The following is a 12932-nucleotide window of genomic DNA, read 5'->3' as shown; positions in this document are numbered from 1 at the left end:
TTACAGCTATTTGGCCAACTCTCGACACCCCCATCATTTATGACATTCAATGCAGGCCTTTCGTTTGATTCCTAAGAGGATAGCCATTCATTAGATCTCAGTCTAAGTAGTCTAATTTCGGTTTAATCATGTTGGCTTTGGCTTCGCCGGCGATAAATCTGCTGTCGCTTTCTTGATGCTCTTGGCCCTTTGAGCAATCCATAGACAACACAGCTTGTTACTAGAGCTGCGATTGCTCCTACCAAGCTTGATCCAAGTAAAAGGCGAGTGCTGAAGGCCAAGCCTTGAGTCCAAAGATCTTGGTCCTTGAGTTGAGTGAGGTCAAAGTCATTTTGCCCTTGGCCAATCAGGTAACAGCCAACTTGATAATTGAACCAATAGAGCGGCAAATAGGTGATCGGGTTACTGATCCAGGTGCCTATAGCTGCCAGTACATGGTTGCCGCGCACCATACTGGCCAAGGCGACACCCAGCAGTGTCTGTAAACCGAAGAAAGGGAAGCAGCCGCTGAACACTCCCGCTGCGACTCCTCGTGCCCGTTGCCCGGGTGTTCCTTCTTGCTGCCAGAGCCAAACAAGCCAGCGGCGCAGTCGCCTGCTGATGCCCTGGAGGGTTTGCTGGATCATGGCCAGACCGAAGCAATGGTGCTGCAGGGTGGCGTTGATCGTAGGAAGGGCTGAAGGTACCAGTGATGATGTCTTCTTCTATCTCGCATCAACAAACGATTGCCGCAGTGGCAACAGCGGTGGCACTAGGCCAAGGGGGTATTGCTGTGGTGCGGCTTTCTGGGCCTGCGGCTGAGGTCGTTGGGCGGAGTGTGGTGTCTGTCCCGGGGCAACAACTTTGGGTTAGTCATCGTGTGTTGTATGGCCATGTGATGGATGAGAGCGGCAAGGAACGGATCGATGAAGTTGTTGTGTTGCTGATGAAGGGGCCACGCAGTTTCACTGGCGAGGATGTTTTGGAGATCCACTGTCATGGTGGATTGATAGCTGTTCAGCGGGTGCTTGAGCGTGTGTTGGCTCAGCCGCATGTGCGTCGGGCACTACCTGGAGAGTTCAGCCAGCGGGCGGTGCTCAACGGCCGGCTTGACCTCACCCAGGCGGAGGCGATCAGTGAACTTGTGGCGGCGCGTAGTCGTCGAGCAGCCCAGTTGGCGATGACGGGAGTCGATGGAGGCATTCAGCGCCGCATCACCTCCCTGCGGGAAAGGTTGTTGGATCAGCTCAGTGAGCTGGAGGCCAGGGTTGATTTTGAGGAGGATCTCCCTCCTCTTGATGGTGCTGAGCTGTTGGTTGAGTTGCAGTGCGTGCGGCGAGAGCTCGAACAGCTTGTTGAAGATGCCAAGCGTGGTGATGTGCTGCGTCAGGGGCTACAGGTGGCTCTGGTTGGTCGCCCTAATGTTGGTAAGAGTTCCCTGTTGAATCGCCTCAGCCGCCGGGAGCGGGCGATCGTGACGGATCTTCCTGGTACGACCAGGGATGTCTTAGAGAGCGAGATTGTGCTGGAGGGTGTGCCGATCACCTTGGTAGACACCGCAGGCATTCGCGCCACGCAGGATGCGCTGGAGCAACTTGGGATAGACCGTAGCCATCAGGCTCTCGCTGCAGCTGATGTGGTGTTGTTGGTGTTTGATCTCAGCCTGGGATGGACAGCCGACGATGCGGCGTTGCTCGCTCAGATCCCAGATGATCTGCCAAGGCTTCTTGTGGGTAATAAAGCTGATCTTCAGCCTGCCTCGATGGCTGCTTCGCTGATGGTTGATTCGCTGAGCAATGAGGTTGATGCCAAGACCCCGGATGTGATGTTGAGTGCACTCACTGGGCAAGGAGAAGAGGCCTTGATTGAGGCTGTTTTGAAGACTTGTGGGGCCAGCGAAGCGCAAGGGTTGGTGGTTGCTCTCAATCAACGTCAGCGTGACTTAGCCCTCGCCGCGGCTATGGCCTTGGACCGTAGTCAGGAAGCTGCAGAGCACAAGTTGCCCTGGGATTTCTGGACCATTGATCTGCGGCAAGCGATCAGCAGTTTGGGGGAAATTACTGGCGAGGAGATCACAGAAGCTGTGCTTGATCGAATCTTTTCGCGTTTTTGTATTGGCAAGTAGGCGTCAATGGAAACTCACTATTGTTAATTCATAGTGCCAAAATGCTTTTTTCTGCCTAGTTAATCACTCCTCGAAAGATTGTATTTTTGTTTGCAAGATGTTTTCTATGCCAGTCTCTTCACCTTCGCTGACCTTGACTCCAGAACTGCGAAGCAGGCTTGAGAGCTGGTTGGCAGAAGATCTCGGTCGTGGTGATCTCACCGCTCCTGCTTTGCGTGGTTGTCATGGTCGTGCGTGTTGGCGAGCAAAAGCCGCTGGTCTGTTTTGTGGTGGAGTGTTCGTTGAGCCATTGCTGCATGCGCTTGATCCAAAGGCCAGGGTGCAGCTTCTCGTCAATGAAGGGGCTTCAGTTTCAGTTGGCCAAGACTTACTGCGGCTTGAGGGGCAGGCCTCAGCGTTGGCGGCTGTTGAGCGCACAGCACTGAATTTGGCGATGCGATTGTCTGGCGTGGCAACCGCAACTGCCGCACTCGTGGATCAGTTGCGTGGGTCGTCTGTGCGCTTGGCTGACACCCGTAAGACCACTCCTGGGCTACGTGTGTTGGAGAAGTACGCCGTTCGCTGTGGCGGGGGAGTCAATCACCGTTGTGGTTTGGATGATGCCGCCATGCTCAAGGAGAACCACTTGGCTTGGGCTGGCGGCATGGCTGCAGCTGTCGCCGCTGTTCGCACAAGCGCACCATGGCCAGCTCAAGTGATCGTTGAAGCTGAAACTGCCGACCAGGCTGATGAGGCGATTCGGGCTGGAGCCAATGGTGTGCTGTTGGATGAATTTTCCCCTGCTCAGTTGCAAGACTTGGTGCCTCGTTTGCGTCTATTGGCAGAGCAGCGAGCTGAAGGGTCTGTGGTTCTGGAGGCGTCTGGTGTGGTCCCTGGCCAGTTGCATGCCTACGCGGCAACGGGAATTGATTTGATCTCGACGAGTTCTCCGGTGACACGCAGTTCCTGGCTTGATATCAGCATGCGGTTTGAACCAACGAAGCCTGCTTAATTGTTATTGAGGTTGTTCGGATTGAACACCAATTCTTCATGCCAACTCAAGGACTGACTTCAGCTTGTCTTTGCAACTCAGTTTTTAAAGCAAAATTGGTTGATAGATTGGTCAATCGACGTGCTGCGTTCCCTTCGTCTTCCTCTATCGATAGCGAGTGCTACTGCTCTTTCCTTAGCTGGTTCTTCAATCCTGCCTGGTGTTGCTCAAGACGATGGCAATGCCGCAGATCTGGGGGTGATGGAGATCAACCTAAAAGACGCTGTGCAGTTCAACTGGGGTTTTCAAGGCGCACTGCAAGGAGCAGGCACACCCAATCAAGCCGGTATTGGAGCCTTCCTACCGATTGCCGTTGGTGAGAACAGCGTTTGGTTTATCGATGCTTTAGCCAATGCCAACTTCGCTGATCGTGATGGCTACAGCAGCATCATCAACACAGAGGTTGCGGGTACCACGATCAGCACTTCAACAAGGCTTGGTTACCGCTGGCTCAATGGTGATCGCAGCTGGATGTATGGCATCAATGCTGGCTATGACAGCCGGCCGATGAATACAGGTGATGCTGATACTGGTATCACTGTTTGGAACAAGGAAAGTGCCTTCTTCCAGCAAATCGCAGCAGGTGTAGAAGCTGTATCAGATACATGGAACTTCAATGCTTATGCACTGCTTCCTATTGGTGATACGGAGCAACGCTTGAACAGCTTTTACATGGGTGGTGCTTTAGATACCTTTGGCTTAGATGTTGGCTACAACATCACACCCAATCTCACTGCCTCCTGTGGCTATTACTACCAGCAAGGTGATCTCGATGAGGCTGATAGTTCTGGTGTTAATGGAAGACTGGCGTACAACATCAGCAATGGTTTAACGCTTGGTGCCAATCTTTCTTACGACGAAGCCTTTGATACACGCTTTACTGCCGACATTAAATATCGCTTTGGCAGTAATAGTTATGGCGCACCAAATAAGAAAGAATCAGATGTGATGCCTGTAATACAAGCACTATCTGCAACACCAGCCAATCGAGATATAAGAATTCATGATGCTGGTGCGTTTGAATACTGCTCTTTACGGGGTGTTATTGAGAAATGGAATATAACAACAAGGGAAGGGCAAGATAATTATAATAGATGCATGTGCACTGCAACCGTCATTTCAATGGAACCATGGCTCTATCCTACTGGTTTCCAATGCGAGATTGGCGAGTCATGGAGAGATGCAGCTGATAGATGTAGCAAGGACAAAAAATCATGCTAATTCATGCCCAAAAAGTTATTTACAAAAGCTTATGACTGATCGAAAGCAGGCTAGATGTCACTTGCTTGAAACTCAAAAAAACAGCTAATAATTTTTTAAATATATAAAGAACAACTTCGTTCAGGCAAAAAGTAAGTCTCATCGGCCTCTTTGTAAGCCAATATCACCATCACTGCATTCCAATGGCATTCCTTAATTTGACAGGAACTTGATACCATTTCGTTGGCATTTGATTGAGCAGTACATCCCAGTCCTAGATCCGTTGCTATTGGCCTGTTGAGATCAGTTGCTTCAAATTATGTATTGGATTGGTAAAACTATTTGATTTTAATTATGCTGGTTTAAATATTTTTACCTTGGCTAAGTGCATCTTTCCCTCCGCCTTCCTCTATCGATAGCGAGTGCTACTGCTCTTGCCTTGGCTAGCGCTCCAATCCAGCCTGTCAGTGCTCAAGAGGATGGTAGTGCAGCAGACCTGGGCGTGATGGAGATCAACCTAAAAGACGCTGTGCAGTTCAACTGGGGTTTTCAAGGCGCACTGCAAGGAGCAGGCACACCCAATCAAGCAGGCATAGGAGCCTTCCTGCCAATTGCTGTTGGCGAGAACAGCGTTTGGTTTATTGATGCTTTAGCCAATGCCAACTTTGCTGATTTTGATGGCTACAGCAGCATCCTCAATACTGAAGTTACGGGTACCACGATCAGCACTTCAACAAGGCTTGGTTACCGCTGGCTGAATGGTGATCGCTCTTGGATGTATGGAGTGAATGCTGGCTATGACAGCCGACCCATGAATACAGGTGATGCTGATACCAGCGTCAATGTTTTTGATAAGCGTGATGTCTTCTTCTCTCAGGTTGCTGCAGGGTTAGAAGCAGTCTCAGACACTTGGAACTTCAATGCCTATGCATTGGTTCCCATTGGTGATGTCGAACACAGGCTGAACAGCCATTACGACGGTGGTGCTCTTGATACCTACGGATTAGATGTTGGCTACAGCATCACACCAGATTTCAATGCTTCTGTTGGTTATTACTACCAGCAAGGCGATCTCGATGATGCTGATGGTTCTGGTGTTAAAGGAAGGCTGGCTTACAACATCAGCAATGGTTTAACTCTTGGTGCAAACCTCTCCTACGACGAGGCTTTTGATACACGCTTTACAGCAGACATTAAATATCGTTTTGGCAGCAATGGCTATGGAGCACCAAGCAAGAGTGAGCCAGCAGTGATGCCTGTAATTCAAGCGTTATCTACAACCCCAGCCAATCGGGATGTAAGGGTGCACGACAAAATGGCGAAGGACAACCTATGCACTAAGATTATTCAATTAGGTGGTCTGGCCAGCAAAACTGATGTTCGTTGCGATTTCAACCGAAAGGTATATTAGACAAAATTGATGTTCGTTGCAATTTCAACCGAAAGGGGCCAGCATAATTTTACGACTGGATCCATATGAATTGACAGTTCATTGTCAGTACAAGATCTAGATTCTGATATTGAGAAGATGATTGCTATTGCCAGAGAGAGCAATGTCAGCTTCACTGCTGAAGAGGTGAAGTCATACTTGCGTTAATTGGATGAAGACAACGAGTTTGATGAAGTTGAGCTGAATGAGGTTGCACTGGCGGCAGTATCCGGCAGCGGAAAAGGCAAACTAACAGGGAATGATTCCTACATCGCGAGTGGAGACAGAAGTTACTGTCCGCCAGAATTGGCAGAAGCAAGGAGGAAAGAAATGATACGTAATAAGATGTTGGGCAGTTTAAAAACGTTGAGTGATACCGGGAAAAAGATAAAGTAGCCTACACCTAAGCAAACATAGTAGAAGCAATTGCTGACTAATCGCTATGCAATTAAGACTTGAATCAGCCTTTAATATCTGGCACCTTCTTGCTAACAAGCTACGCGTAAAGACGTTTAGTTGATAGAAGCCTGCTCTGAGAATAGTTAAGTGCCACTAAAAAGCTAACCATCAACTTCTGGGCTCTAATCAATACCTATATCTCCTCAGCTCACTCTCAGAATCTGAACTGAATATCACCATCTCTGATTCCATTGGCCCTGCGGAACTTCACCGCATCCTGATGCCAATCCTCGGGGACTTGATTAAGCCTTACATCCCAATCCCATGGCAATCGTTGTTGGTCTGGTGAAACCTTCTTCTGCTTGCTTCTAGTTCTTGAATGACTGACTAGCCGTTTGAGCATGCGACTACCCCAGTGGCACTTGGGACCAGCTTTGCCGTGATGGCGATAGCGCTGGCAGAAACGCTCATAGCGCCTGGCACAACCATCCAGTGTTGCCGAGAGCTTTAAAAAGTCAGGGCTCCATTCGCTGATGCCATCTGATTGCAACCTGCTGTAGTGGCCATAGTTGGAGTAGGGATCAAAGAATCCTTTCCTGACCCCTGCTGCTTTGGGATTGGCATGGATAGACCTCAAGGTATTCAGCATTCGCCGGTGATCTTTGGGGTGGATCGGCGTTGAGAAATACCTTGCCTCCCAAAAGTGCCCACAACGCCCGCTCAAGCGGTTTAGAGCCATGGCGGAGTACCAAGCGACCCAATGCATCAACCTGGGAAGCTCCTTGGCATCGGTTGGCTTAAGCAGCAAGTGAAGGTGGTTAGCCATCAGGCAGAGCCCATAAACCTTCACGGCAAATTTCTGCTTGGCCTTTTTAAGTACTGCCAGTAGGACATCCCGCCTAAGGGCTTTGGCAATCAAGAACTGCCGGCTATTGCATCGCAGCGTGATATGGAAACGGCACCCAGACGGCAGTAAGCGTTTGGCTCGAGCCATGCGTAGTACCCAGTTATCGGCAGGAACTCGTCCGAGCCATGTGCTGACGGCATCAGCGCACAATCATCAGCAAGGGAACAATCAATAGCGAATTACGAGAACGAAATGATTAGTGCATGGGCTCTGGTTATCCAGCTTTTATTGAGCCGAGAACCTAGAAGGAGAAGGAAGCTTTCAGGTTTAGCGAGCCAAGCACGTCCTGATGCCCGTTCACTGTTCAAAAGATCAGCGCGCAGTGTTGTTGGTGATTGCTTGAGAACAGTGCTGAACCAGGCTTGCTGATTGCCGGCATCGTGGTCAGTGATGATCAGGGTGATTGCAGGCCCATTTCGCCTCGGAGTTCATGCTCAGCCTTGCCCACGCTCTGGAGAGTCAACTGCGTGCGGCGATCGACCGTGCCTTTCCTGAAGCCGCAGCCTCAGCACGTGTGAGTGGCACTGGCTTGGATCCACAATTGGCCCCAGCCAGCAAGCCTGAATTTGGTGATTTTCAGGCCAATGCTGCCTTACCCCTCGCTAAGCCGCTCAAGCAGCCTCCGCGTCAAATTGCTGCAGCGATTGTCGACCAGCTGATGGTCGATACGGCATTCACTGCCATTTGCTTGACGCCAGAAATTGCTGGGCCAGGTTTCATTAATCTCACCGTGAGGCCCGAATGCCTGGCTGCTGAAGTGCAGGCAAGGCTGGCTGATGCTCGTCTGGGCGTGCCGCTGGTGGAGGCCGATAACGATGGGCAACAGCCCACTCCAGTGGTGGTGGATTTCTCCAGCCCCAACATCGCCAAGGAGATGCATGTGGGTCACTTGCGTTCCACGATCATTGGCGATTCCCTTGCTCGGGTGTTGGAGTTTTGTGGACACCCCGTGCTGCGTCTTAACCATGTAGGCGATTGGGGTACGCAGTTTGGGATGTTGATTACCCACTTGAAGCAAGTAGCACCAGAGGCTCTGGAAACAGCTGATGCTGTTGATCTTGGCGATCTTGTGGTGTTTTATCGCCAGGCGAAGCAACGCTTCGATGATGATGAGGCTTTTCAGACCACCTCTCGAGAAGAGGTGGTGAAATTGCAAGGGGGTGATCCTTTATCACTTAAGGCCTGGGGTTTGCTTTGTGATCAGTCGCGCCGTGAATTTCAAAAGATCTACGACCGGCTTGATGTTCGTCTCAACGAGCGCGGCGAATCGTTTTATAACGCCTATCTCGAGAGCGTCGTTGGGGATCTGAATGTCTCCGGCTTGCTCGTTAGCGATGACGGTGCTCAGTGTGTCTTCCTTGAGGGTGTTACGGGTAAGGACGGTAAACCTCTGCCTGTGATTGTTCAGAAGAGTGATGGTGGCTTCAATTACGCCACCACCGATCTGGCAGCCATGCGCTATCGCTTTGCTGCTCCTCCCCAAGGTGATGGCGCTCGGCGTGTGATTTACGTGACCGATGCTGGCCAGGCCAATCATTTCGCTGGTGTCTTTCAGGTTGCTCAGCGCGCAGGCTGGATCCCTGATGCTGGACGTCTCCAGCACGTGCCTTTTGGCCTGGTTCAGGGGGAAGATGGCAAGAAGCTTAAAACGCGTGCTGGTGACACTGTTCGTCTGCGCGAGTTACTCGATGAGGCTGTCGAGCGCGCTGAGTCTGATCTGCGCCGCCGGCTGCAGGAGGAGGGTCGTGTGGAGCAGGACTCCTTTATAGAGCAGGTGGCCACCACGGTGGGGCTGGCAGCAGTGAAGTATGCCGATCTCAGCCAGAACCGAATCACCAACTACCAGTTCAGTTTTGATCGCATGCTTGCTCTGCAGGGCAATACAGCTCCCTATCTGCTTTATGCCGTTGTTCGTATCGCCGGCATTGCGCGCAAGGGGGGCGATCTTGATGTCACTATGGCTGAGCTTCAGTTCAGTGAAACGCAGGAATGGTTTTTAGTGCGGGAGTTACTCAAGTTTGATGCAGTGATCGCCGAAGTTGAGGAGGAGTTGTTACCCAATCGTCTCTGCACCTATCTGTTTGAGCTCAGTCAGGTGTTTAATCGCTTTTACGATCAGGTGCCGGTGTTGAAAGCTGAGCAGCCCTCTCGTAGCTGTCGTCTAGCGCTCTGCCGGCTCACGGCAGATACCCTAAAACTAGGACTGTCGTTGTTGGGTATTCCCACGCTGGAGCGGATGTGATGGGGTCTTCACCTGCACGAATGAGTTCTGGTGCCCCCGCTCCTCGGTTGGAAGTGGAGTGTCTGAAGGCCTATAGCGCTCCGCTCGAGGGTCGCCGTGGATTGCTGCGCCTTGATTTTAATGAAAATACGATCGGCCCAAGCCCTCGTGTACTCGAGGCGTTGCGAGCGATTCCTGCTGATCAGATCGCCGTTTATCCGGAGTACGACGGGTTGCGAGAAGCGGTGGTGGCCAATTTGAGCAATCGTGATCAGGGCCGACTAGGGCTGACCCAGCCCCTTAGCCCTAGTCAGATTGGCTTATTTAACGGCGTTGATGCAGCGATTCACGCCATCTTTCATGCCTATGGCGATCGTGGTGATCGCTTACTGACAACGAGCCCTACCTTTGGCTACTACACGCCCTGTGCCCAGATGCAGGGGATGGAGATTTTGGCGATTCCCTATGAAGGCAGCGATTTTCGCTTCCCTCTGCAGGTGATCCGCACGCTTTTGCAGCAGAAGCGGCCGAGGCTGCTGTTGCTTTGCAATCCCAACAATCCCACTGGCACTCGCTTGGCGCCTGAGCAAATCCTGGAGTTGGCTGTTGCGGCGCCTGAAAGTTTGGTGGTAGTCGATGAGCTCTATGAGGCGTTCACAGGTGACAGCGTGATGCCTCTCGCAGACTTCACTGCCACCCCAAATTTGTTGGTGTTGCGTTCGCTGGCCAAAACCGCAGGTTTGGCTGGTCTTCGCATGGGGTTCGCGATCGGCTCTGCTGATGTCATCGATCGCGTCAGTCGTGTGACTGGGCCTTATGACATCAATAGCTTTGCGGTAACAGCAGCTTTCGCGGCTCTTGATGATCAGGCTTACGTGGATGCCTACGTGGCTGATGTGTTGAAGGCGCGTGAGTGGCTCAGAAGCCGCCTTGATGCTTCTGGTGTGCGTTACCACCTCGATGGAGGGAATTACCTGTTGATCTGGCCGCAGCAGCAACCAGCAGAGGTGGAAGCAGCCTTACGCAAGCGGGGCCTCTTGGTTCGGCTGATGACTGGCAAACCCCTGATTGATGGATCCTTGCGCGTCAGCATCGGCACGATTGAGCAAATGCAGCAATTTTGGCAAGCCTTTGCCGCTGTTGAGTCTCTTGCAGCCTGAGTGACCGGCAAGACATGCTGATCGACTCACTCAGGCTGTGGATGCGCTTTAGCGCATCACCTCAATGACGGGTCCATCGCCCAGCTCACTCGGCAGGCTGATAGTCGTTCCTGTCTGCTTGACCGGTGTACCTGCCATTGCATCAAGGAATGGTTGCACCCCTGTTTGATCGCAGTCGCTTGGAGCTGCACCACTCACGTATTGCACTGGGATGACTCGGCGTGGATTGAGTGCATTGACGACGCGTGCTGCTTCAGCGCCGTCATAGACCTTGGCGCCACCCCCTACGCCGATGATCAAGACGTCGGGACGTCCAAGTAGAACTTTGTCTTCTCCCGATAACGAGGCAGCGCTGCCGCCCAGGTGAGCAAACTGCAGCCCACCTTGTTGCCAGCGCCATAGGGTGGCTTGGCCGAAACGGCGCCCGCCAAGACGGTCATGGGGAGCCGCAAATCCCTCCAGGTTTAAGCCGCCAATGCGGTATGAGCCTGGCTGCACGAGAAAGCGACCACTCGCGACTCGAGCCCCTTCATCAGCGAGCTCAGAGCTGGCAAGGATCACAGTGGCATTGACGCGAGGCTCGCGGAGGCCTGCGGCGCAGCCCACGGCCTTGAATGGGTTGAGCAACACCGATTGCCCACCACCTTGGATCAGCAGGGCACTGTGGCCATAACTGGTGATTGTGACCCCACCGGCCATCACTGAGGATGCCGTAGACAGCATCAAACCCACTGCTGTTGCGGCGGATAGGCTGCGCGGCTTCAGAACCTTGAAGCGGGAAGGCATGAGTGGAAGTGATTAGGGTATGGAAGTTAGCAGTGCTTTTCGTTTGGTTCTGTCAGACGCAAAAAGTTGGTAAGCAGTTGATGGCCGGCTTCAGTGAGCACACTTTCGGGATGGAACTGCACTCCTTGTAGATGGGTGTGTGTTCGATGACGTAGGCCCATGATTGTTCCGTCCTCTAGCCATGCGGTGACTTCTAGGCAGTCCGGCAGGCTCTCTCGCTCTGCAATCAGGCTGTGATATCTGGTAGCAGTGAGTGGTAGCGGTAAGTCTTTAAACAGCCCTTCGCCGTTGTGCAGCACAGGCGAGGTTTTGCCATGCATCAGTTCATGAGCTTGCACCACCTTGCCTCCGTAGGCTTGAGCTAGGGCTTGATGCCCTAGGCACACCCCGAGGGTGGGGATTGTGGGAGCCAGCTCGGTCAGCACCTCTAGGCAAACTCCGGATTGATCAGGATTGCCTGGGCCTGGTGAGAGCAGGATGGCGGCGGGATCTAGCTCCCTAATTTGGCTTAGGCAGAGAGCATCGTTGCGCTCAACCCGTAGATCAGCAGCGACAGGATGCTTTGCGGCCAGTTCCCCTAAATACTGCACCAGGTTGAAGGTGAAGCTGTCGTAGTTGTCGATAATTAGGAGCATGGGGCTGCAGGGCGTCAGAGCCCTAGGCGGATACGTAGAGGAGGGAGCAGCAGCAGCAGGGCAATCAGTAGAGAGCTAATGGCGGCAACCATCACAGCAGCAGCAGCAGTGTCTTTGGCGATGCGGGCAAGGGGGTGAAAGCGGCGACCGATTGCTAGGTCCACCACAGCTTCGATGGATGTATTGAGCAACTCCAAGACAAGCACTGCCGCCACCGTGAGAACCAATACGGCTAGATCGTTGAGATTCAGTTGCAGCCAGAGCCCCAAACCGAAAACGACGGCGCCGATCACGACATGGATGCGGAAGTTGCGCTGACTGACGATGCCATAGGCCAGACCTTGGGCTGCGTAGCGAAAGCTGCTTGGTAGGTCTGCTGCAATTCGCCAGGCTCCCCGCCGGGCAGCTTGATGCCCTTGGCTGGATAGTGGGGTGATCTCTTCGGACAACAAATTGTTGGTCTGAGGGAGCATGTAGTGATCTCTTGGATTGCATCACTAGTGGTGATGAACCTTACCGTTGATGCTGAGAAGTTGCTCCTGGTAGCTCAGCATCGTTTTCAGGCTCTGATCTGTTGGGTGGTCCCAGCCCAGTAGATGCAGAAGGCCATGGCTTACCAGCCAGCGGAGTTCTAAGCCAAGTTCATGGCTGTGTTGTTTGGCTTGGCGTTGTGCTGTTTGCACTGAGACGACAATGTCGCCCAGTTCGACGCAAGTGTCTGTTGGTAGGACGAGGCTGTTATCCAGTGCTGGGAAGGAGAGGACGTCAGTCGTTTCAGATCGTTGACGCCAAGCGTGATTCAGTTCAGTGATGGTGGCGTCATCCGTGAGTTGAAGTCCCAGGCTGAGCATTGGGCTGAGGCGCACAATCTCAGGACAGGTCAGGGTTGGGTCACGACGGACGCTTTCAATCCAGGCTGAGAGGTCTTGCTGCCAGGGACTTGCGTGAGTGAGGCGGCGCTTTGTGTCTGCATCAACCAAGCTCGTCAAGGCATCATCGTTGGCGGGATGAAAGGCCAGATCGAGGTTGATCGGAGAGGTTTGAAGTGCGCTCATGCGCGC

13 protein-coding genes are annotated in these 12932 nt (G+C 52.6%); 7 read left to right on the top strand and 6 right to left on the bottom strand.

Annotated elements, in window-relative coordinates; translation table 11 throughout:
- Positions 1-122: 122 nt before the first annotated feature.
- The gene (locus SIB66_RS02330; protein WP_063407467.1) at positions 123-626 is read right to left on the bottom strand and encodes a DUF2062 domain-containing protein; all 504 of its coding nucleotides are present in this window, start codon (positions 624-626) and stop codon (positions 123-125) included.
- Positions 627-691: 65 nt separating this feature from the next.
- Here SIB66_RS02330 and mnmE point away from each other — a divergent pair, with 65 nt between their 5' ends.
- The 5 genes from mnmE to SIB66_RS02305 all read left to right on the top strand — a co-directional run bounded on the left by mnmE (position 692) and on the right by SIB66_RS02305 (position 6159).
- Positions 692-2104, top strand: a complete 1413-nt coding sequence (mnmE, locus tag SIB66_RS02325) for a tRNA uridine-5-carboxymethylaminomethyl(34) synthesis GTPase MnmE (protein WP_063407466.1) — start codon at positions 692-694, stop codon at positions 2102-2104.
- A 97-nt stretch (positions 2105-2201) separates the two neighbouring features.
- A complete protein-coding gene (nadC, locus tag SIB66_RS02320) occupies positions 2202-3095 on the top strand; it encodes a carboxylating nicotinate-nucleotide diphosphorylase (protein ID WP_063407465.1) in 894 nt (297 codons plus the stop codon).
- A gap of 120 nt (positions 3096-3215) precedes the next feature.
- Positions 3216-4355, top strand: coding sequence for an inverse autotransporter beta domain-containing protein (locus SIB66_RS02315; protein ID WP_236073834.1), 1140 nt, complete (start codon positions 3216-3218; stop codon positions 4353-4355).
- A 364-nt stretch (positions 4356-4719) separates the two neighbouring features.
- Positions 4720-5745, top strand: a complete 1026-nt coding sequence (locus tag SIB66_RS02310; protein WP_063421891.1) for a hypothetical protein — start codon at positions 4720-4722, stop codon at positions 5743-5745.
- Between the two features lie 186 nt (positions 5746-5931).
- Positions 5932-6159, top strand: coding sequence for a hypothetical protein (locus tag SIB66_RS02305; protein WP_063407463.1), 228 nt, complete (start codon positions 5932-5934; stop codon positions 6157-6159).
- 217 nt (positions 6160-6376) lie between these two features.
- On the opposite strand, the gene SIB66_RS02300 is transcribed toward SIB66_RS02305, so the two are convergent.
- Positions 6377-7156, bottom strand: coding sequence for a transposase (locus tag SIB66_RS02300; RefSeq protein ID WP_063421978.1), 780 nt, complete (start codon positions 7154-7156; stop codon positions 6377-6379).
- A 343-nt stretch (positions 7157-7499) separates the two neighbouring features.
- Here SIB66_RS02300 and argS point away from each other — a divergent pair, with 343 nt between their 5' ends.
- Together argS and SIB66_RS02290 are read left to right on the top strand one after the other, a co-directional pair.
- Positions 7500-9311 (top strand): arginine--tRNA ligase, encoded by a 1812-nt coding sequence (gene argS / locus SIB66_RS02295; RefSeq protein WP_063421980.1) that lies wholly within the window; start codon positions 7500-7502, stop codon positions 9309-9311.
- Positions 9311-10450: a pyridoxal phosphate-dependent aminotransferase gene (locus SIB66_RS02290; RefSeq protein ID WP_063407461.1), complete on the top strand. Its 1140-nt coding sequence runs from the start codon at positions 9311-9313 to the stop codon at positions 10448-10450. The genes argS and SIB66_RS02290 overlap by 1 nt, the downstream gene beginning before the upstream one ends.
- 48 nt (positions 10451-10498) lie before the next feature.
- Here SIB66_RS02290 and SIB66_RS02285 read toward each other — a convergent pair whose 3' ends face one another.
- From SIB66_RS02285 to ybeY, 4 genes are read right to left on the bottom strand one after another with little or no spacing between them, the layout of a single operon-like run.
- The gene (locus SIB66_RS02285; protein WP_063407460.1) at positions 10499-11236 is read right to left on the bottom strand and encodes an MBL fold metallo-hydrolase; all 738 of its coding nucleotides are present in this window, start codon (positions 11234-11236) and stop codon (positions 10499-10501) included.
- 26 nt (positions 11237-11262) lie between these two features.
- The gene (locus tag SIB66_RS02280) at positions 11263-11871 is read right to left on the bottom strand and encodes an anthranilate synthase component II (protein WP_063407459.1); all 609 of its coding nucleotides are present in this window, start codon (positions 11869-11871) and stop codon (positions 11263-11265) included.
- 14 nt (positions 11872-11885) lie between these two features.
- A complete protein-coding gene (locus SIB66_RS02275; RefSeq protein ID WP_063407458.1) occupies positions 11886-12344 on the bottom strand; it encodes a diacylglycerol kinase family protein in 459 nt (152 codons plus the stop codon).
- 24 nt (positions 12345-12368) lie between these two features.
- Positions 12369-12926: an rRNA maturation RNase YbeY gene (ybeY, locus tag SIB66_RS02270; RefSeq protein ID WP_063407457.1), complete on the bottom strand. Its 558-nt coding sequence runs from the start codon at positions 12924-12926 to the stop codon at positions 12369-12371.
- Positions 12927-12932 lie beyond the last annotated feature (6 nt).

The sequence above is a fragment of the Prochlorococcus sp. MIT 1318 genome (assembly GCF_047304505.1).
In the GTDB taxonomy this organism is placed as follows: domain Bacteria; phylum Cyanobacteriota; class Cyanobacteriia; order PCC-6307; family Cyanobiaceae; genus Prochlorococcus; species Prochlorococcus marinus_D.
This window is presented reverse-complemented; position numbering and strand designations above follow the sequence as displayed.